The 21538-nt window shown below is 34.4% G+C and carries 17 protein-coding genes and 1 riboswitch; of the genes, 11 read left to right on the top strand and 6 right to left on the bottom strand.

Going from position 1 to position 21538, the window contains the following annotated elements; translation table 11 throughout:
• Positions 1 to 63 precede the first annotated feature (63 nt).
• Genes scfB through B5X47_RS06895 form a run of 3 tightly spaced genes read left to right on the top strand, consistent with a single transcriptional unit; the run spans position 64 to position 5206 of the window.
• Positions 64 to 1449: a thioether cross-link-forming SCIFF peptide maturase gene (gene scfB, locus B5X47_RS06905; RefSeq protein ID WP_200805102.1), complete on the top strand. Its 1386-nt coding sequence runs from the start codon at positions 64 to 66 to the stop codon at positions 1447 to 1449.
• Positions 1446 to 2933, top strand: a complete 1488-nt coding sequence (locus tag B5X47_RS06900) for an aminotransferase class I/II-fold pyridoxal phosphate-dependent enzyme (RefSeq protein ID WP_079589446.1) — start codon at positions 1446 to 1448, stop codon at positions 2931 to 2933. Before scfB ends, B5X47_RS06900 begins: the two co-directional genes overlap by 4 nt.
• Before the next feature lie 14 nt (positions 2934 to 2947).
• Positions 2948 to 5206 (top strand): DNA topoisomerase, encoded by a 2259-nt coding sequence (locus tag B5X47_RS06895; protein WP_330395755.1) that lies wholly within the window; start codon positions 2948 to 2950, stop codon positions 5204 to 5206.
• 25 nt (positions 5207 to 5231) lie between these two features.
• Here B5X47_RS06895 and B5X47_RS06890 read toward each other — a convergent pair whose 3' ends face one another.
• The 3 genes from B5X47_RS06890 to B5X47_RS06880 form a co-directional block, all read right to left on the bottom strand.
• Positions 5232 to 5456: a MoaD/ThiS family protein gene (locus B5X47_RS06890; protein ID WP_079589444.1), complete on the bottom strand. Its 225-nt coding sequence runs from the start codon at positions 5454 to 5456 to the stop codon at positions 5232 to 5234.
• A 20-nt stretch (positions 5457 to 5476) separates the two neighbouring features.
• Entirely contained in the window at positions 5477 to 5809 is a 333-nt protein-coding gene (locus tag B5X47_RS06885; protein WP_242951018.1) for a MoaD/ThiS family protein, read from the bottom strand.
• Positions 5810 to 5882: 73 nt separating this feature from the next.
• A complete protein-coding gene (locus B5X47_RS06880) occupies positions 5883 to 7622 on the bottom strand; it encodes an aldehyde ferredoxin oxidoreductase C-terminal domain-containing protein (RefSeq protein WP_079589442.1) in 1740 nt (579 codons plus the stop codon).
• Positions 7623 to 7691: 69 nt separating this feature from the next.
• Positions 7692 to 7814: riboswitch (molybdenum cofactor riboswitch) on the bottom strand.
• Positions 7815 to 7987: 173 nt separating this feature from the next.
• On the opposite strand from B5X47_RS06880, the gene fdhF reads away from it, so the two are divergent.
• Positions 7988 to 10087 carry a formate dehydrogenase subunit alpha gene (gene fdhF, locus B5X47_RS06875; RefSeq protein WP_079589441.1) on the top strand — a complete coding sequence of 700 codons (2100 nt, stop codon included), beginning with the start codon at positions 7988 to 7990 and terminating at the stop codon, positions 10085 to 10087.
• 24 nt (positions 10088 to 10111) lie between these two features.
• Positions 10112 to 10651 (top strand): 4Fe-4S dicluster domain-containing protein, encoded by a 540-nt coding sequence (locus B5X47_RS06870; RefSeq protein WP_079589440.1) that lies wholly within the window; start codon positions 10112 to 10114, stop codon positions 10649 to 10651.
• An 87-nt stretch (positions 10652 to 10738) separates the two neighbouring features.
• Here B5X47_RS06870 and B5X47_RS06865 read toward each other — a convergent pair whose 3' ends face one another.
• Positions 10739 to 13078, bottom strand: coding sequence for a putative bifunctional diguanylate cyclase/phosphodiesterase (locus B5X47_RS06865; RefSeq protein WP_079589439.1), 2340 nt, complete (start codon positions 13076 to 13078; stop codon positions 10739 to 10741).
• A gap of 355 nt (positions 13079 to 13433) precedes the next feature.
• Here B5X47_RS06865 and B5X47_RS06860 point away from each other — a divergent pair, with 355 nt between their 5' ends.
• On the top strand, positions 13434 to 14942 hold the full coding sequence (locus B5X47_RS06860; RefSeq protein ID WP_079589438.1) for a DUF1846 domain-containing protein: 1509 nt from the start codon (positions 13434 to 13436) through the stop codon (positions 14940 to 14942).
• 64 nt (positions 14943 to 15006) lie between these two features.
• On the opposite strand, the gene rsmH is transcribed toward B5X47_RS06860, so the two are convergent.
• The gene (gene rsmH / locus B5X47_RS06855) at positions 15007 to 16053 is read right to left on the bottom strand and encodes a 16S rRNA (cytosine(1402)-N(4))-methyltransferase RsmH (protein ID WP_143215782.1); all 1047 of its coding nucleotides are present in this window, start codon (positions 16051 to 16053) and stop codon (positions 15007 to 15009) included.
• A 49-nt stretch (positions 16054 to 16102) separates the two neighbouring features.
• Positions 16103 to 16759 carry a hypothetical protein gene (locus tag B5X47_RS06850; protein WP_334293175.1) on the bottom strand — a complete coding sequence of 219 codons (657 nt, stop codon included), beginning with the start codon at positions 16757 to 16759 and terminating at the stop codon, positions 16103 to 16105.
• Positions 16760 to 16931: 172 nt separating this feature from the next.
• On the opposite strand from B5X47_RS06850, the gene B5X47_RS06845 reads away from it, so the two are divergent.
• The 5 genes from B5X47_RS06845 to B5X47_RS06825 all read left to right on the top strand — a co-directional run bounded on the left by B5X47_RS06845 (position 16932) and on the right by B5X47_RS06825 (position 21372).
• On the top strand, positions 16932 to 17204 hold the full coding sequence (locus B5X47_RS06845) for a hypothetical protein (protein WP_079589435.1): 273 nt from the start codon (positions 16932 to 16934) through the stop codon (positions 17202 to 17204).
• Between the two features lie 147 nt (positions 17205 to 17351).
• A complete protein-coding gene (locus B5X47_RS06840; protein WP_079589434.1) occupies positions 17352 to 18551 on the top strand; it encodes a molybdopterin molybdotransferase MoeA in 1200 nt (399 codons plus the stop codon).
• Positions 18529 to 19407: a formate dehydrogenase accessory sulfurtransferase FdhD gene (gene fdhD, locus B5X47_RS06835; RefSeq protein WP_079589433.1), complete on the top strand. Its 879-nt coding sequence runs from the start codon at positions 18529 to 18531 to the stop codon at positions 19405 to 19407. Before B5X47_RS06840 ends, fdhD begins: the two co-directional genes overlap by 23 nt.
• 22 nt (positions 19408 to 19429) lie before the next feature.
• A complete protein-coding gene (locus tag B5X47_RS06830) occupies positions 19430 to 19987 on the top strand; it encodes a 4Fe-4S dicluster domain-containing protein (protein WP_079589432.1) in 558 nt (185 codons plus the stop codon).
• Between the two features lie 14 nt (positions 19988 to 20001).
• On the top strand, positions 20002 to 21372 hold the full coding sequence (locus tag B5X47_RS06825) for a [FeFe] hydrogenase, group A (RefSeq protein WP_079589431.1): 1371 nt from the start codon (positions 20002 to 20004) through the stop codon (positions 21370 to 21372).
• Positions 21373 to 21538 lie beyond the last annotated feature (166 nt).

Genomic DNA, 21538 nt, shown 5'->3' with positions numbered 1-21538 from the left:
TTGTGAGGGGGAATCAAAGCAATCGGGCTTTATTCCCTTTTCTCATGTGAAATTCTAGGAGGAATTAAATTGATACATAAGTTTTCGATGAATGACTTAAATATAGTAGTGGATGTAAATGGAGGAGCTGTACACGTTGTAGATGAAATTACTTTTGACGTGCTGGATTATTATGAACTTAATGATGCAGAAAAAATTGCGAAAAAGCTTCCAAAATATACGCTAGATGAGATTAAAGAAACCTTTGATGAAATAAAAAGTTTAGTTGAAGAAGGGCTTTTATATTCGCCTGATAACTATCTTGATATAGATGCATTTAAAAATAGAGAGCCTGTGGTAAAAGCTATGTGTCTTCATATAGCTCATGACTGTAACTTGAAATGCAAATACTGTTTTGCATCTCAGGGAGACTTTGGTGGAGCTAAATCCATTATGAGCTTTGAAGTAGGCAAAAAAGCTTTAGAGTATTTAGTTGATAACTCTGGAAGCAGAAAAAATCTAGAGGTGGATTTCTTTGGTGGAGAGCCACTTATGAATTTTGAAGTAGTAAAGCAGATAGTTGAGTATGGCAATGAACTAGCAAAAGAAAAAGTGAAGAATTTTAGATTCACAATCACTACAAATGGAGTGCTATTAGATGATGAGATTATAGACTATGTAAACGAGCATATGCACAATGTGGTACTGAGCTTGGATGGAAGAAAGTCTATCAATGACGATATGAGACCTACTTTAAATGACAAAGGTAGCTATGATATTATCGTTCCGAAGTTTCAGAAGCTGATTGAAAAACGAAAAGACAAGTACTATTATGTAAGAGGTACTTTTACTAGAGATAATATGGATTTTAGCAAAGATGTTCTTCACTTTAAGGACTTAGGCTTTGATTTGACATCAGTAGAACCAGTAGTAGGAGATGAATCTAATCCTTACGCACTTAGAGAAGAGGATCTGCCTAAAATTTTAGATGAATATGAAAAGCTAGCTGTAGAATATTCAAAAATGAGAGTTAATAATGAGCCTTTTAGATTTTTCCACTTTATGGTTGATTTATCTCAAGGACCTTGTGTTATAAAGAGAATGACGGGCTGTGGAGCAGGTAATGAATATCTTGCAATCACACCTGAGGGAGACATCTACCCATGTCATCAATTTGTAGGGCAAGAAGAATTTAAGATGGGAAATGTAATGACGGATAAGGTTGAGCTTCCTAAAGAAATGCAAGAAACCTTTAAAGAGGCGCATATCTATGCCAAAGATGAATGTTCAAAATGCTGGGCTAAGTTTTATTGCTCAGGAGGATGCCATGCAAATGCATTTAATTTCAACAACGATATATTAAAGCCTTACGACCTTGGTTGTCAGATGCAAAGAAAAAGACTAGAGTGTGCTCTTATGGTCGAAGCTAGCGTGATGATGAATCAAGATGAATTGGAGCCATTAGTATGATAAATTTTGACAGAGTCCCTATAATTAAGGGACTCGAATTTTATAAAAACCAAAATAATACAGCTTTTCATATGCCTGGGCATAAGCAGAATCAAAGGATATTTGAAGAGCTGGAGGTTTTAAAAGCCAATGTTTATAGCTATGATTTGACAGAGGTTCCTGGGACTGACAATTTATATGAAGCTGAAGAGATGATAAAAGATGCTCAAGTTCTTTTAGCAGAAGCTATGGGAAGCAAAAAAAGCTACATGCTTGTAAATGGAAGTACCTGTGGTATTTACAGTATGATACTAGGGCTACTTAATAAAAATGATAAGATTATAGTTCAAAGAAACTGCCATAAATCAGTTTTTACAGCGATTTATTTAGGAAATTTGAGTAGCATATATGTTTATCCTAAGGTGATAAAGGATTTTGATATTGCCTCTACTGTTGATGCCTATGATTTAGCTGAGGTTATTAAGGAAAATAAAGATGCGAAAGCCGTAGTAATTACTTCACCTACTTATTATGGAACCTGTGCATATATAAAGGAAATATCAAATCTATGCAAGGAAAATAATATGCTACTGCTCGTAGATGAGGCACATGGAGCTCACTTTAATTTTAGCTCACTACTTCCTGAGACTGCTATTAGTTTAGGCGCTGATATTGCAGTAACTAGCTTTCATAAAACTCTACCAGCCCTTACACAGACAGCGGTACTCAATTTATCACATAGCCTATCTGATGCTCAAATAGAAAAAATAGAGTCAAAGCTTCAGATGTTTCAATCAAGCAGTCCATCTTATCTTTTTCTAGCGTCAATTGATATGGCTAGATATCTAATGGAAACTAAAGGTGAAATGCTCACAAGGGAACTAAAGGCAAATATAGACAAGGTAAAAGAAGCTCTTTCTGACATCAGAGGGATAAGAGTTTTAGATGAAACAAATCTAGAAAATGAAAGCTATGATTTTACTAGACTGGTTATAAATACACCTCTTAGTGGAAATTACTTGGCTGAGCTTCTAAGAAGTAAGTATAATATTCAAGTAGAAATGGCAGATTTTAATAATATAGTTTTAATTGGAACTGTAGCAGATACTAGCATCATGTATGAAAACTTAGTAAAGGCATTAAAGGATATTTTTGCAGATTCAAATTATGAAGCACAATTAAATAATCATATAAATGAAGCTAGAAAAGATAGTAATTCAATTAACATAAATAGCTATAAGCTTATGCCAAAGCCAAAGACTGTCATTAATTGGCATGAAGCAGAAGAGTTAAAGAGAGAGCTTGTTGAGCTGGATGATTCTATTGGAAGAATATCTGCAGAATCGCTTGTACCCTATCCTCCTGGAGTGCCACTTGTATTACCTGGAGAAGAGATAACCAGTGAGATAATCACTTATATCAATGCTATAAAGTCAGATAGTCTTAAGCTTACAAAAAGCTTATCTTCCAAGGAAGCAGATAAAATATACGTAATAAAGATTTAAGATGAAAGGGGAGGATTACGATTAGCAAATCGTTATTTATAGCGGAAAAACCTAGTGTTGCACTTGAATTTGCAAAGACTCTAGGCATAAAAGGGAATAAAAGAGATGGCTATATCGAATCTTCTGGTGCAATTGTTACTTGGTGTATAGGACATCTTGTGACCATGAGCTATCCTGAAAAATACGATATAAAGTACAAGGCTTGGAGACTTCATGACTTACCTTTTTTACCTGAAGGATATAAGTATGAAATCATTGCAAATGTTCAAAAACAGTTTGATATTATAAAAGAGCAGATGAATAGAGATGATGTGACTACCATATATGTATGTACAGACTCTGGAAGAGAAGGGGAATATATATATAGACTGGTAGACATGATGGTGGATGCAAAATCAAAAGAGAAAAAGAGAGTCTGGATTGATTCTCAAACTGAGGATGAAATCAAAAAAGGTGTAAAAAACGCAAAGCCTCTAGAAGCCTATGATAACCTAGCTGATTCAGCATTTCTTCGAGCAAAAGAAGACTATCTTATGGGAATCAATTTTTCTAGACTTCTTACCTTATGCTATGGAAGAACACTTGCTAAAAAGCTAGAAAAGGATCACATAGTCATAGCAGTAGGTCGTGTTATGACCTGCGTTTTAGGAATGATTGTAAATAGGGAAAGAGAAATAAGGGATTTTGTTAAGCTTCCATATTATAAGGTTCAAGCTCTATTTGAATTTGAAGGGTTTATAGATTACGATGCTGAGTGGAAAGCTGTAGAAGGCTCTAGATATTACCTTTCAAATCAAATCTATAAGGAAGTTGGATTTACGAATAAAGCTTTGGCTGAAACCTTTGTAAATGAACTAAAAACCTCTAACGAAAAGCCTGTAATTGAAGATGTTAAGAAAAAGAAGGAAACTAAAAATCCTCCTCTTTTATACAATCTTGCAGAGCTACAAAATGAGCTTTCTAAAAAGCTAAAGCAAAGCCCAGACCAGACACTTAAGATTGCCCAGAACCTTTATGAAAAAAAGCTGATTACTTATCCAAGAACAGATGCAAGAGTTCTTTCGACTGCTGTTTGCAAAGAAATTCTTTCAAATCTAAAAGGTCTAACTCAGCTAGATAAAGTGGCATCACTGGATGAAAAGGATAAGATGCTGCCAGAGTATGCTTTAGAGGTTATTAATAGTAACAAGCATAAGGGCCTAGAAAAAACCAAATATGTAAATGACAAAGCCATAACTGACCACTACGCTATAATTCCGACGGGTCAAGGCTTATCAACCTACAATAAGCTTCCAGGAATAGAAAAAGAAGTATACATACTTATAGTAAGAAGATTTTTAGCCATATTTTTTCCTCCTGCAATATACAATCAGCTTTCAATTACAACAAAGCTAGGAGATGAAAGATTTTTTTCTACTTCAAAAGTATGTACCTCAGATGGCTTTCAAGTGATTTTAAACGATGAAAAGAAAGAAGACGATTCAAAGCAGGATAAGGCTGAGATTTTGAAAAAGCTAAAAAAAGGTCAAACTGTTTTAGTTAAAGAGCTGGACATCAAGGAATCGGAAACCACTCCGCCAAAACGATATAACTCAGGCTCAATTATTCTTGCTATGGAAAATGCAGGAAAGCTAATCGAAGATGATGAGCTAAGAGAGCAAATCAAAGGGAGTGGAATAGGAACTAGTGCTACTAGAGCAGAGATATTGAGTAAGCTGGAAAAAATAGATTATATTTCACTCAATAAGAAAACCCAGATTCTAGCTCCAACAACTTTAGGAGAATCAATCTACGACGTAGTTGATGGCTCAATCCCTTCACTACTTAGGCCAGAGCTCACAGCTAGCTGGGAAAAAGGGCTATCTATGATAGCTTCTGGTGACATAAAAAATGATGAGTACATGAAAAAACTAGAGAGCTATATCCAAAAAAATACTAGTAGAGTTTTGACTCTTACAAAAAATACTAATGTTAAAAATCAAGCATATGACATAGATAAAACTCCATTAGGAAGCTGTCCACTTTGCAAGGATGGTAAAATAAAGGAAAATTCAAAAGCGTATTTTTGTACTAACTGGAAACAAAGCTGCAATTTTACTCTTTGGAAGAATTCCCTGCCCGAGCTTAAAGAAGATATATCCAGGGATTTGGTAAAAGAGCTTTTAGCTTCAGACAAAAACAGCATCAAAATCCACACTTCTGAAAATAAGGATGTTCATATTAAGTTCAAAGAAAGCGGTAATGGAGAACTTGAAATCACAAAAAGCCACTAAATTTAGTGGCTTTTTATATGATAATTTAACCCCCACCAACAGGTGGGAAAAGAGCAAGCACATCATCAGACTTAAGCACAGCATCAGATTTAGTTCCTCTTCCATTTATCATTATTATTGCTACATCCTGCAGAGGAATTCCTAGGCTTTCAATTATTTCTTTGACAGTAGTATCTGAACTTACGTCCATATCCATTATTTTTTCTCTATTTTCTCTTAGATTTGCAAAGAGCTTAACAGTGATTTGCATAATTTCCTCCTAAATTATATCTAGGTGTCTTTCTTGAGTTTAAAATTTGCTTCATTTCCTTGATTTTTCCCATAAAAGCCTAAAGCAATCCTATAAGGGCCAGGACATCCAGGTGGCAGAAAGGCTACGCGGTCTCCAGGATTGATTATATAGTCTACCTGCTGAACAAAACCGTTTACAAAAATTACTTCTATATCGTCACGCTTGATTTCTAGCTGTTTAGAAAGCTCCAAACCGCTTATAGGGCCATCGATTTCTAGAAATACAGGCATGGTTCCAAATTTCTTTTTTAAAAAGGCATCAAGTTGTAAAAAACCTCTGAGTTCTATTGTTTTACTTGAGTTTTCCATCATTTTGCCTCCTGTATTAACATCGGTTAAATATGAAAAGTCGAACCTATGTCCGACTTTTCAGCATTTTTTACAATTAGAACTTCATAACTTCATCGATTTCTTCAGGGCTGAAATCCCAAACTACGTTATGTGGTGCTATAGGTTCATATTCCATAAATTCTGGCAATCTATCATGTGAATTTGTAAAGCCAGCACGTTTATTGAAGTCTCTTTCAACGCGAAGCACATTCTTTCCTAGCTCATCTACATCATCTGAAGTTAAGCTAAGTCCGTACTGAGCATTTATCATATCAATAAGAGCTTGATAGCCAGCTGGGCTGTCTGCTATACCAAAGTATACAAATAGACACATTCCAGTACTGTCAATTGCAGCTGTACCGATTTGCATAGCACGTGCATACTCTATTTGACCTTCTTTTTTAAGAGGATCTATGTCTGCTCCAACTTTTAGGATGTTTCCTGAGATACAGTATCCTGCAGTGTGGTCTGCGCCCATAGTAGTAGTAGCATATGTTAAGCCGATACCTTTGATAGCACGTGGATCATAAGCTGGGATTGCTTGGTCTTTTACTACTGGAACACGATATAGTCCGCAAACTTTTCCAACTATAGATGTTCCTCCAGCTATGATTCTAGCAAGTGGAGTAGGATTAGCCATCTCTTTAACTATTTCAAGAACCTTTTCTCCATCGCCCCAAGGAATTAATCCGCCTTCCATTGCAGTAGCAACAGCAACAGCAACTTCTATACTGTCAACTCCTACATCATCCATAGCGCGGTCTATATATGCGATAGTATCGAAATCTTTGATACCAGCATCAGCGCCTAGTCCCCAAATAGTTTCATATTCAAAACCACTTGTGATGTATTTACCTTGTTTATCAGGATACCACTGAGAACAACGAATAACGCATCCTTTATGACATCCGTGTGAAACTTTTCCATCTCCACCACGCTCAGTGATAGTTGCATTTAGAGTTTCTCCAGAGAAATTGTCATTGTGGTCTATTCTTCCGCCAGTGAAGTTGTTTGCAGGAAGTCCACCTGCTTCATTAATAATATTAACTAATACATCTGTACCATAAAGTGCAAGACCTTGGCCTGCAACTGGATGGTCTAATAGAGCCTTTGCAAAAACCTTAGAAGCAGCAGCAAAAGCTTCTGGGTCAGCTACTGGCACTTTGCTTGCTCCAGTTTCATCTATGATTATAGCCTTTACATTTTTAGAACCAAGTACTGCTCCTAGTCCACCTCTACCAGCGCTTCTAATATTACCTTCAGGGTCTTTGAACGAAATATTTGCAGATGGTAGTCTGTGCTCACCAGCAGGCCCTATAATTGCAATTCCAACGTGAGAACCATATTTTTCGCCTAGTATACGAATAGCATCATAGTTTCCGCAACCGCCTAAAATTTCAGCTGGAGCAGGCTCGATAGTAACGCCATTCATATCTAATTTAATTACATAAAACTTATCGTCACTTGGCTTGCCTTCGATTACAAATGCTTTAATTCCCATTTTAGCTAGCATTTGAGAAGAAGAACCACCAGTATTTGATTCTTTAATAGTTCCAGTTAGTGGACTTTTAGCTCCTACAGACATACGTCCAGAGTTTGGTGCAGATGTTCCGCTAAGTAGACCTGGAGCGAAGATTATTTTGTTGTTTTTTCCAAGTGCATGACATGTTGGGATAACTTCATCATTTACAAAGCTAGAAGTAAGTGCTCTACCACCTAGTCCAGCATATTTTTCTGGCACATCTGTAATTTCGTGTTTTAGAGTAGCCATGTCAATTCTAATAAATTTTTGCATGAAAAAACCTCCTTCAAAATTTGGTTTAGGTATAATCGTAGTAGATTATACAGGATAACAGTGAAATTCAGTGTTAACCCCATCCTTTCCAAATAGCGGGAGGCAGCGTAGTTTCCTACTCTACCCATTGGCCAACCCTCATGGCATATATTTCAATACTTTAGAATAGTTAGCTCGGATAAGTTTGATTATTCTGATTATTTTTATCTTATCACAAAAGCGATGATTTGTCTATTTTTGATTCCTCATTAAGGTTTACAATTAAAATGTTTATACTTTGTTAAATTTATGCTATATTATTTTTATACAGTTTTTTTTAATAAATATTCTCATTAAGGATTAGTAAAGGGAATGGGGGATGTAAGATGCAGAGTGTTTTGACTACCTGTCCATACTGTGGCTCGGGTTGTACTTTTTATCTTAACGTTAAAGATGGGGAGATAGTTAGTGTAACTCCGAATGAAAAAAATGCAGTAAATGGGGGAAAGCTTTGTTCAAAAGGACATTTTGGTTTTGACTTTGTACATCACAATGACAGACTAAAAAATCCAATGATAAGAAAGAATGAAAAGCTAGAGGAAGTATCTTGGGAGGAAGCTTTTGAATTTATAACTTCAAAGCTAAAATCAACCATAAAAGACCATGGACCAGACAGTATAGCTTCATTTAGCTCGGCGAGATGCACTAATGAAGAAAACTATTTAATGCAGAAATTAATGAGAGCAGCGATTGGGACTAATAATATTGACCACTGCGCTAGACTCTGACATGCACCTACAGTGTCCGGTCTGGGCACAGCTTTTGGCAGTGGAGCAATGACAAACTCTATAGACGAAATTGATTTGATGGATGAAAAGGATGCGATTTTCGCAATAGGGACAAACACGACTGAATGTCATCCGATTATTGGACTAAAATTACTTCAAGCAAAGGATAGGGGAACCAAGCTTGTAGTAGCAGACCCTAGAAAAACTGATTTGGCTATGCATGCTGATGTATGGTTAAGACAAAAGCCTGGTACTGACGTAGCACTTATTAATGCTATGATAAATGTAATCTTGAATGAGAATCTAGCAGACAATGAATTTATAAATACTAGGACTGAAAACTTTGAGCAGATGAAGGAAACAGTTCTTAAATATACGCCAGAATACAGTGAAAAAATCACTAAGGTTCCAGCTGAAAAAATAAGAGAAGCAGCTAGAATAATTGCAAAATCAAACAATACTGCTTCCTACTACACAATGGGAATAACACAGCATACTACAGGAGTAGACAATGTGCTTTCTATTGCAAATTTAGCTATGGTAACTGGAAATCTTGGAAAACCAAAAGCTGGTGTTAATCCACTTAGAGGTCAAAATAACGTTCAAGGGGCTTGTGACATGGGAGCTCTTCCTAACGTTTATCCAGGATATCAAGCAGTTACGGACCCAGCAATAAAAGAAAAATTTGAAAAAGCTTGGAATAAGCCACTTAGCGATAAAGTAGGACTTACTATTCCTAATGTACTTAATGAAATAATGAAAGATAATGTTAAGGTTTTATATGTATTTGGAGAAAATCCAGTTAGAAGCGATCCAGATGTTACTCATGTAAAGCATTGTTTAGAGCATCTTGACTGTCTTATTGTTCAGGATATATTTTTGACTGAGACAGCTGAGCTTGCAGATGTAGTACTACCAGGAGCAAGCTTTGCAGAAAAAGATGGAACTTTTAGTGGAACAGACAGAAGAGTTCAAAGAGTAAGAAAGGCAGTTGAGCCTATAGGAAACTCTATGCCTGACTGGTTGATACTCAGCAAGCTGATTTCTTCTATGGGATATCCTAGCGATTATAAATCTCCTGAAGAAATATTCAATGAAATAAGAACTGTAACTCCTAGCTATGCAGGAATTACATATGGCAGAATAGAAAATGAAGTCATTTCTTGGCCATGTCCTACTGAAGACCATAAAGGAACACCGATATTACACATAGGGAAATTTTCTAGAGGATTAGGAAAGTTTTCTGCAATAGAACATAGAGACCCAGCTGAAATGCCTGATAAAGAGTATCCACTTATGCTTACTACTGGAAGGGTAGTGGCTCATTATCATACTGGAACTATGACAAGGCGCTGCTGGGGGCTAAATGGAACTCATCCAGAGGAATCTATAGAAATAAATCCTGTAGATGCTGCGAACTTAAACATAGAAGATGGAGATGAGGTATCTGTAACAACTCGCAGAGGTTCACTTATAACTAAAGCTCAAGTTACAACCAGAGTACCAGAAGGCTTGACTTTTATTACTTTCCACTTTACTGAAAATCCAGGTAATATTTTGACAAATAGTGCCGCAGATCCTATCACACAAACCCCTGAGTACAAGGTGTGTTCAGTTAATGTAAAAAAACTAGATTTTTCTGATTTTGGATGTCAAAAAAGAAAAATCTTTAAAAAAGAAACTCAAAATGCAGTGTAGGATAGTAAAGGGGAGGTAGTATAGATGAATACTTTTGTTATAGCAAATCCTAAAAAATGTATAGGCTGCAAGGCTTGTGAAATAGCATGTGCAGTAGCTCATATCGATAAATCCGTAGTTACAGCAAATAAGGACGAGATACCATTTTCACCTAGAGTAAATCTGATTAGAGCAGATATTGTTACAACTCCTATTCAGTGCAGACAATGTGAGGATGCTCCATGTGCCAATGTATGCCCAGTATCTGGGATAATACATCAAGACGATAAAATAATAATAAAGACTGAGCAGTGTATAGGCTGTAAGACTTGTATTTTAGCTTGCCCTATTGGAGCAATGAATATGGTTCATGATGAAGCAACCTTGAAAAAAGAGTCAAAGCTAAGCGACACTACTAACTTAGAGCCTATGGTAGCCATAAAATGCGATTTATGTGTAGGAAGAGAAGGCGGACCAGCATGTGTAGAGATATGCCCAGCTGAAGCTTTTATCTTAGTAGAGCAAAAGGATATAAATGAAATAAGTAAAAACAAAAGAAAAGCAAGTACTCTAAGAACAGTATAAATAAAAAAAGGTTCAGCTAAAAATTTTAGCTGGACCTTTTTTCAATACAATAGAATTCTTGGAATTAATTAGCAATATTCGATTGTATTAATTTGAAGAGTGAATAGTTTTGTCTATATGCTCTAGCTCAAATATATCTGGTGGAACAGGTCTTCCAAATATATAGCCTTGAATTTCATCGCACTCTAATACTTTTAGTATTTCTAATTGATTTGGTTCCTCTACACCTTCGGCTATTGTCTTTAATCCCATTCCTCTAGCCATCATGATTATAGCTTTTACTATGAGAAGAGTATTTTTATCTTCAGCTATATTGTCAATTAGCTCTTTTGCTATTTTAAGTCTATCGATATCAAATCTTTTAATATAGCTCAGAGACGAGTATCCAGTACCAAAATCGTCTATTGATATACTTATTCCTATGTTTGCTAAGCCAGAGAATATCTCTTCCATAGAAACTTGAGAGCTCATAGCTACGCCCTCGGTTATTTCTATATCTATCCATTCTGGTTTAATATCTTCGTCGTGGATTTTTTGTCTTATCCTATTAACAAAATCTGAGTTTTCAATTTGAAGTGGAGAAATATTAATACCAACCTGTAAATCCATATTATATTTTTGATTCCAAGCTTTTGCTTGACACATTGCCTGATTAATTACCCATTCACCTAGACTGAATATAATTCCAGTTTCTTCAGCTATAGGTATAAAGTCAGCTGGTGAAATAAAACCTTCTTCAGGATGAATCCATCTTAGAAGAGCTTCCATTCCGACTAATTTATTATCTGAGGTTCTATATTGTGGCTGATAGTATAATTTAAATTCGTTATCGAAATTTGAATTTTTTAGCATTACCTCTAAGCTATGTTTCTTTTGCACTCTTTCACTTAAATCATTGTCAAAGAAAAAATATTTTTGGTTATTGTGAGATATTTTTGCCTCATACATAGCAATATCAGCGTATTTTAGCAGCGTTCCTCTATCTTTAGCATCCTTAGGGTATTTTGAAATTCCTATGCTTAGGCTAACGTTAAATACATAAGGAGGAATTTTTATAGGAAATTCTGATATTTTTAGCAGAGAATCGATAATATCATACAAATAAGAAGTATCCTTGTAGTTCTTGACTATAACTGCAAATTCATCTCCACCAACCCTGTAAACGGTACAATTATCTTTGCAGTGGTTAGTAAATCTTTTACTCAGGCTATAAAGGACTTGATCACCAACTTCATGTCCATGAGTATCATTGATAGCCTTAAATCTGTCCATATCCATATAGAGAAGTGCAAATTTGGAGCAAGAAGCATCATTTATAAGCTCATCTAAATTATTTAAAAAATATCTTCTGTTATATAGTCCAGTAAGCCCATCTTTGTTGGATATTTCTTCTAAAGCTTTATTTGCAAGCTTTAAATCAGAAATTTTTTCCTGAATTGCTTGCTCTAGATATTCGTTAATATGCTGTTCTTTTTTTAGCAGATAGTCAGTTTTTATAGATATTTGAATATATCTGCTAGTAAGCTGATGTAGGCCTATAATTATTAAAATCATAAGGAAATTATGCCAACCAACAAAAGGATATAGGAGCACTAATATAGGTAAAACAACAAGAATTTGAAATTTCTTTGAGTTTCCATAGTTATAGGGCAATCCATCATAAGCCTTAACTGAGATATCTTTTATTGGACGGATACTTCTAAAATATGAACCTAAAGCTAATAACATACATGTCAAGGTATATGAAGAGTCAATTAATGTATTAGCAATATATGTTTCTGTTAGATCTAAATACGCATAGTAAAAATCGGTAAAGGTATAGATGAATATGCCTAAGAAAACAATATTAAAGCTTATAGGAGTTTTCTTTTTTCTCGCAGATGAATAAAAAACTATATAGGATGCAAGAGCTATAAAATCAGTGAGCATATAAACAATTGTGTTTATAAAATCAAAACTTGATTCATATCTCATACTAGTCTTTGAAAATATAAAAGACCAGATTAATATCATCAATATTATACCTATTCCAGTAATATCTGTTAGTAACTGAAATTTATTCCATTTTTTATGAACTCTTCCAAAAACATACAGTACTAGTCCAGCAAGAATAATGCTCGGAAAAGTATATAGTGAAGGAATTAGAGTATCATTGACATCAATACTTAAAAATGAGTCATAAATAAGCCAAAGGGTATCTATTATTCCCCAAAGGAAAGTGAAGCCAAATAAAAAATACCAGGTTAAATCAGTTTCTTTCTGAGCTCTTTTTTTAACACTGGAATAGATTACATAAGAGGAATAAAAAGCAACTATAGGAGAAAATATATTTCCATATAAATCACTTTCATAGGTTACTGATAAAAGGTGACAGAGAAAAAGCACAATCAATATATATATTCTTAGTGGAAATTTAGCTTTGCTCATAGACCTTCCTTTCCGAATGATAGCAGATAGATTCTGTTGATTTTTTTATTGTAAATACAGCAATGATAACTTGAAAAATGAAAAAGTTTAATTGCTCTAAAGGTTGAAGTTCTAACTTTTATACCTTTACTTTTGATTATAGCACTTTAGGACTAAATATAATTATTAATTATATATAAGAAAAATTATCTAAAAAGAATGTGAAATTAATATAATTATCTTGGACATATTACTAAATGGATACAAGATACATACAAAAAAACATAAAAATATGAAAACAAACCAGTTTACTTTTTATATCGGATATGGCATAATATTTCTTTATTAATTTTATATGGGGAAAGGAAGAGTGAATATGAAAATTGGCTTTGATCCGAAGAAGTATCTTGAAGAACAGTCTAAATTTATACTCGAGAGAGTAAATGACTATGACAAGCTCTATTTAGAGTTTGGTGGAAAGTTACTTTTTGACATGCATGCAAAAAGAGTACTTCCAGGCTTTGATGAAAATGCTAAAATTAAGCTACTTCAAAAACTTAAAGACAAGTTAGAAGTAATAATTTGTGTTTACGCAGGGGATATTGAGCGAAACAAGATTAGAGGCGATTTTGGTATTACTTACGACTTAGATGTGCTAAGATTAATCGATGATCTTAGAAGCTATGGACTAGATGTAAATAGCGTAGTTATTACTAGATATGAAGATCAGCCTTCTGCCAATATCTTTATGAACAAGCTAGAAAGAAGAAACATAAAGGTATATACACACAGAGCTACAAAAGGCTATCCTACAGATGTAGATACAATAGTAAGTGACGAAGGCTATGGAAAAAATCCATACATAGAAACTACAAAGCCAATAGTAGTAGTAACAGCACCAGGACCAGGAAGTGGAAAACTTGCAACTTGTCTTAGCCAGCTTTACCATGAAAATAAAAATGGAAAAATAGCGGGCTATTCAAAATTCGAGACTTTTCCTGTGTGGAATGTGCCTTTAAAGCATCCTTTAAACATAGCTTATGAAGCTGCTACAGTGGATTTAAAAGATATTAACATGATAGACTCTTTCCATGTGGATGCATATAATCAAATAGCTGTTAATTATAACAGAGACATAGAGACTTTTCCTGTATTAAAGAGAATTATTGAGAGAATAACTAAAAAGGAATCAGTTTTCAAATCACCTACGGATATGGGCGTTAATAGAGTGGGTTACGGAATTGTGGACGATGAAGTTGTTCAGGAAGCCTCAAAGCAAGAAATCATTAGAAGATATTTCAAGGTTGCTTGTGAATATAAAAAAGGATATGCAGATACTGATAGCTTAGAGCGTATCAAGCTTATCATGGAAGAACTGAGCCTAAAGCCTGAAGACAGAAAAGTTGTACTTCCTGCTAGAGAGCGTTCAACTAAATTAAAAGAAGTGGAAGGTGAAAACTGCGTAGGTTCTGCTATGGCTATAGAGCTTAACGATGGAACTATACTTACAGGAAAGGCTTCTGAAGTAATGGATGCAGCAGCTGCAGCCCTTCTAAACGCAATAAAATACTATGGAAATATATCTGATGAAATTCATTTGATATCTCCAGTTATATTAGAGCCTATAAGAGAGCTTAAATGTAAAATGAGCGGAAATTCAACTAGCTACTTAAATAGCGAAGAGATTCTTATAGCATTAAGCATTTGCGCAGCTACAAACCATACTGCTCAGATTGCTATGGAAAAACTGCTAATGCTTAAAAACTGCCAAGCTCATAGCACAACTATTTTGTCTGCAGTAGATGAGCAAACATACAGACAGCTAGGAATTGATGTAACTAGTGATGCAGAGTTTGCATCAGAGAGCTTGTATTATAACAATTAAAATTTGAATTCACAATAAAAGGGCGGTCGCACTTCAGATTTAGTGTGGCAGCCCTTTTATTATATTAAGCACGAATTGCAAAGCGTATTTTTGTTGAACGTGCTCTTGGATTTCTATTACATTCTTCAGCCGAAGGTCTAATTACATCAGTTGATATTTCTGAATAAATACCTTCGCGATAATAATTTTTGAATGATTTTTTCACTAAACGATCTTCTCCAGAGTGGAAGGACATAATTAGAACTTTTCCATTTGGAGCTAATACAGCTGGCAGCTTTTCAAGGAAATCATAAAGAACTTCAAATTCTTGATTTACATCAATTCGTAAAGCCTGAAAAACACGCTGGCAAGTTTTTTTGATTTCTTGCTCACGATCCTTAGAAGGTATAAAGCTAAGAGTATCTTCTATTAAGTCTCTAAGCTGGCTAGTTGTTTCTATTTTTTCGCCTTCTTCAAATCTTTTAATAATTGCTTTTGAAATTATCTCTGCATGAGGCTCATCAGAGTTTTCTAAAAGCATACCTTCTATTTCATATTGATTCATTTCTTTTAGGCGCTCTGCCGCCGAAATTCCTTTTTCTGGATTTAGACGTAAATCTAGAGGGCCTTCTCTTTTGTAAGTAAAACCTCTATCAGGATTATCAATCTGCATAGAGGATACACCTAAATCAGCAAGAATAAAATCGAATTTTCCAGCTTCCTTAGAAATCTTATCTATTTCAGAAAAGTTCATATTTCTAATTTTAAGCATATCTTCACCATATCCAAGCGATTCAAGACGTGCTTTTGTTTTTTGAGATTCGATTGGGTCTACATCCGTGGCAAAAATACAGCCTTGATGCTCGAGACATTTAAGCATTTCAAGTGTGTGCCCACCATAACCAAGAGTTGCATCAAAACCAATTTGACCAGGTTTGATTTGAAAGAATTCTAAGATTTCATTTACCGCAATGGAGATATGCATACCTGCAGGAGTATTTCCTCTTTGAATTGCTTTTTCAATTTCATCAGAATATTTTTCTGGGTCATGCTCTTTATATTTTTCTTTAAATGTTTTAGGATGAGTACCTTTGTAGCGAGCTCGCCTTTTAGGTTTTTGGTTTTCAGTCATAAGAAATAACTCCTTTGTTATATAAACGTATCTAAATAAAGCGGATTTATTACTTTTTTCCGCCTCTTTTGCCCATCGCAAGTAGTATTCCAAGAGCTAGTGATAAAAATGCTGCTGTCAATACTCTGTACTCAGGAGGAAGCATAAATGTTATAGTGTGAGCTGGTATCCAAAATAAAGGAACTGTTTTTATAAGTACAAAAGAAACAAAGCCTTTAAAATCTATTCTTCCAACAACATCTACAGCTTTTATATTTTTTATTCCTTCATATACCATATCTATATAGGTATCTGTAAATCTGTGAAAAGCCATAAATGTAGGAGCAAAGGTAAGGTTCATAATTGAGCTTACAAAGAAAGCAAATGCAAAGCTAGACCCTTTACCAGGTAGATAGCCTTTTTCCAAAGCACCAGTAACTCCAGCTGCAAATATTTGGAACATAAGAGTTATTACTATACCTAGAAAACCCCAAATTATCGCTCTGTAGATTAAACCAGCTGGTTTTTTCCAGTCACCTACTGATATCCTGATAGCTAACATTTCTCCCATTGTAGCAAGTATTCCAAACTTAATAAATCCACTGATATAAGGATGACCTGCAGTAAAATCAACAAATACTATGTGAGTAGCAGGCATCAGTATAAATAAAGCAACAGATAAAAGTATAATTCCCCATATAAAATCACCTTTTTTCAAATAAAGCACTCCTTTTCTTATTAATTTTGTCTAATTATGATTATAACCATTCTTTTTTATAAACCCAAGGGATTTTTTTACTTACTATCTTTATACTACAAAATTTCCATATATATAGTTAGAAGAAATTTAATTAATCAAGTTTAATTTAAAGTTTAAAAAGGAAAAGGAGGTTATTATTATGCAGGAAATATTAGAACAAGATAAAAGGCTTAGAGATTTAGAAACCTCACAGGCTGAAACTAGAACCTATGTAAAAATGATTCAGGCAGATATTGAAGAAATTAAGACAAGTATAAAAGAGCTTCACAGCTTAAATTTATCAGCAAATAATTCACAAAATGAGATGGGAAGTGCATGGCAAAACATAGTGATAGAGCTAATCAAGTTAGCAAGTCTTTGCATTATTATACTGGGTACAATAGTAGGAGCAATTAAAGTTATGGGAACATAAACCTTAGTTTTCAGAAAAAACAAATTATTATGATTCGAATTAATTGCTATATCAAAACCTACGTTGTATAATAAAAATAATGTATAAATATATAATAAATATTAATTTTAATTATGATTGTATATAAAAAAGTGCGAGGTGACAATTATGATAAGCATTCAAAATGCGCTTGAAATAATTTTAGAGGAAACTAAGCTACAGCCCACACAAGAGGTAGGCATTTTAGAAGCCAGTGGTTATATTTTAGCACAAGACATCTTTTCAAAGGACACATTGCCTCCATTTAACAAATCAGCTATGGATGGATATGCCTATAATATGGATAAAGCTAATGATACTAAAACTCTTAAAGTAGTAGCTCTAGTAAAAGCTGGTGACTATTATGAAAAAGAGTTAAATCCAGGTGAAGCTGTAAAAATTATGACAGGAGCGCCAGTTCCAGCTAGTGCAGATACGGTTATAGAAATTGAGAAAGTAAAGGCTGAGAAAGACACGATAATAATTGAATCACCAGTTAAAAAAGGAAGTAATATTATTTTTAAAGGAGAAGAACTTGTTTCGGGAGATTTAGTTTTAGAAACAGGGAAACAAATTACTCCAGCAGATATTGGACTATTGGCATCTTTAGGATATCCTAAAGTTTCAATATATAAACCTCCCACAGTAGCATGCCTAGTTACAGGCGATGAATTAGTGGATATAGATCAAGAAATATCAAAAGGAAAGATACGAAACTGCAATACCTATACGCTTGAGGCAATGATAAACCAAATAAAAGCACTTCCAGTAGCATTTGACATAATTCCAGACGATAAAGAGGTACTGAAAGCTACAGTTTTAAAAGCCTTTGAGACTTGTGATTTTATAGTAAGCACAGGGGGAGCTTCTGTTGGAGACTTTGATTTCGTGCTAGAGGTGTTAGAAGAAATTGGCGCTGAAATAAAATTTACAAAGGTTGCTATTAAGCCTGGAAAGCCAATAACCTTTGCTAAGTACAATAATAAATTGTTTTTCAGTCTTCCAGGAAATCCAATGTCTGTAATCACAGCTTTTGAACAATTTGTAAAACCAAGCCTAAGACAATCCATGGGAAATATGACTATGGAGCATGTAGAAACTATACCAATGAAAATAGGGGATGGGTTTAAGCTAAGAAAAGGAAGAACTAAATATATCTTCGTAAATGTTGAAAAGGTCGGTGACGAATATATAGCTTACAATACTAGCTCTCAATGCTCAAACCACCTTATGACTGTATCAAAATCAGATGCAGTGCTTATAATTCCAGAGAATATCGAGGATGTAAATAAAGGGGATATTCACAATGGCAGATTTATTTTTAAATAGAAAAACTAATAATCCTATGGACTTAAGTTCAAGCGAGGATTGCATAAAAGTAAGTGGAATTATCAAGCTAAATAGTGGAAGCTTTAGCATATGCGAGGATTATCTGATAATAGAGCAGAAAATAGAATTAAAAATCTATCAAAATGATAAGCTTATAGCTACTAATATATTTTATTGCAGTCCAACCTATATAAAGGAACTAGTTGTTGGATATTTAGTGAGCTTTGATATTATATCCAATTTTGATGATATAAAAAACCTTAGCATAAGCGAAGATAAGAGTGAAGCTATAGTTGAGCTAAGCGAGAAAATTAGAAAAGAAATGGATGATTTAGAGGATGATAACATAAGATTTTTCAATCCTAATTTAATTTTTGAGTCTATGCAAAAAAATTTATCTTACTCAAAGCTTTTTTCAAAAACTGGGGGAGCACATTGTATTGGATTTTTAGATACAAATAGTTATATTAAAGCTTTTGAGGATGTAGGAAGACATAATGCCTTAGATAAATTAATAGGTCATATTTCAATAATGAAAATCAATCCAAAAGATATAGCGATTATGACAAGTGGAAGGCTTTCTCAAGATATGGCTCTGAAATGCATAAACGCAGGAATTAAGACGATTTTTACAAAGTCAGCACCTACAAGTATGGCATTTGAGCTTTGCAAAGCACACCAAATAACTTTAGTAGGCTTTGTACGTAATTCAAGGCTTAATATATATAATCAAGGGGCTTATAGTAAGATTATCAACGAAGATGCAATTGAAATGGTTTTTAGTGAAGCAAAGATTGATACTAAAAACCTAAGATATAAAGTTCTAAAGGACACAGCGATTTTCTTAAATAGATAATAAAAACAAAGGGGAGAAGGATATGAGAAATGAAATTAGCAGTTTTGTAATTGCTGATCCTACGAAATGTGTAGGCTGCAGAACATGTGAATTGGCTTGCTTTACAGTTCACAATTCAAAGAATGAAACAAGGTACACTGTAGGTACAGTAAAAACTCCAGTGATACCAAGATTATTCTTAGTAAAGGACGAGGACTTTGCTATGCCTGTGCAGTGTAGACATTGTGAAGATGCTCCATGTGCAAATAGTTGTCCAGTAAATGCTATCAAGAAAGCTGATAATGCTATTGTAGTCGATGAAAAGCTGTGTATAGGCTGTAAAACTTGTATCTTAGCTTGTCCTTTTGGAGCACTAGAGCTGCTTCCAGAGTACAATGAAGCTCAAGAAGTACAGCAATATGGTCTTGAAGAGCCTAAGAAAATAGCTTATAAATGTGATTTATGTAGCAAAATGGATGGATATGCATGTATAGAGGCCTGTCCAAAGGATGCTCTTAGTCTCGTGGAGCCTGCACTTGATAAAAAGACTAAGAATCTAAAAGCGGCATTAAGCATTTTAGAAACAATGAAAAACTTATAACAGGGGGGAAAATCATGGCTGTTTTAATAGATCAAGAACTATGTACAGGATGTAAGATGTGCTCGGATGTTTGTCCAGTGGATGCAATAAGCGGTAATGCTGGAAAGCCTCAATCAATAGATGAAAATAAATGTGTTTTATGTGGTCAATGTGTACAGATGTGCAGCTCATTTGCCTCTGTTTTTGACGAAGAAATAGAACCAATTGAGAAAAAGCTATCCGATAGAAAGATGCTAAAAGGTATAAAAGAACCTTTGTTTGCAGCTTATTATGATAACAACATACATAAAGTATTAGATATATTGAATGATAAGAATCAGTTCTCAGTAGTTCAGTGTGCACCAGCTGTAAGAGTTGCAATTGCAGAAGATTTTGGAATGGATTTAGGAAGCCTAACTCCTGGTAAAATGGCTGCAGCACTTAGAAAACTAGGATTTGATAGGGTGTATGATACAAACTTCTCAGCTGATTTAACTATCATGGAAGAAGGAACAGAGCTAATTGAAAGAGTTACAAAAAATGAAAAGCTACCTATGTTTACTTCATGCTGTCCAGCATGGGTAAAATACATGGAGCAATCACATCCAGAGTATTTAGACCATCTATCAACCTGTAAATCTCCTCAGCAAATGGCTGGAGCAATATTTAAAACTTACGGTGCAAAGCTAGATAACAAATCAGCGAAGGATATAGCTAGTGTATCCATAATGCCATGCACATGTAAAAGCTTTGAAAGTGAAAGAAAAGAAATGAATAGCAGTGGAGAAAGAGATGTAGATGTTGTACTTACAACTAGAGAGCTTGCTTATTTGATAAAAGAAATGGATATTGATTTTGTAAATCTTCAAGAAGAAAATTTTGATCAGCCTCTTGGTAATTATACTGGAGCAGGAAATATCTTTGGTGTTACTGGTGGAGTTATGGAAGCTGCAATTAGAACAGGCTATGAGCTAATCACAAATCAACCAATCGATAGCGTAGATGTTGTAGCTGTAAGAGGAAATAAAAACTTCAGCGAATCTATAATCAAGGTAGGAGACTTAGAACTAAAAGTAGCTGTAGTTGCAGGCCTAAAAAATGTAGAGCCTATAATAGAAGCTATGAAAAATGGAAAAGCTGATTATCACTTTGTAGAAGTTATGACATGTCCAGAGGGATGTATAAGTGGTGGAGGACAGCCAAAAGTACTGCTTCCTAAGCATAAACCTATGGCATATGAAAATAGAATAAGTGGAACCTATCAGCACGATAGTGAAAGCAAGCTTAGAAAATCTCATGAAAATCCAGCAATTAAAAAGCTATACAAAGATTTTCTAAAAAATCCTCTTGGCCATAAATCACATGAACTACTTCATACAAAATATTATTCAAGAAAAGATAAGTAGAAATAACTAAAGTAAAGCACTAGGATAGCTCTCAGCGAATAAGAGTATTCTAGTGCTTTTATTTATAAACATTTATAAGGAGAATTTATTTTGATTTTAAAAACAAACGATGAAAATTAAGCATTAGTTAAGTATAATGGTAGTATAGAAGTAAATAAACTAGTAA

It is taken from the genome of Acetoanaerobium noterae, from assembly GCF_900168025.1.
Lineage (GTDB): Bacteria > Bacillota > Clostridia > Peptostreptococcales > Filifactoraceae > Acetoanaerobium > Acetoanaerobium noterae.
This window is presented reverse-complemented; position numbering and strand designations above follow the sequence as displayed.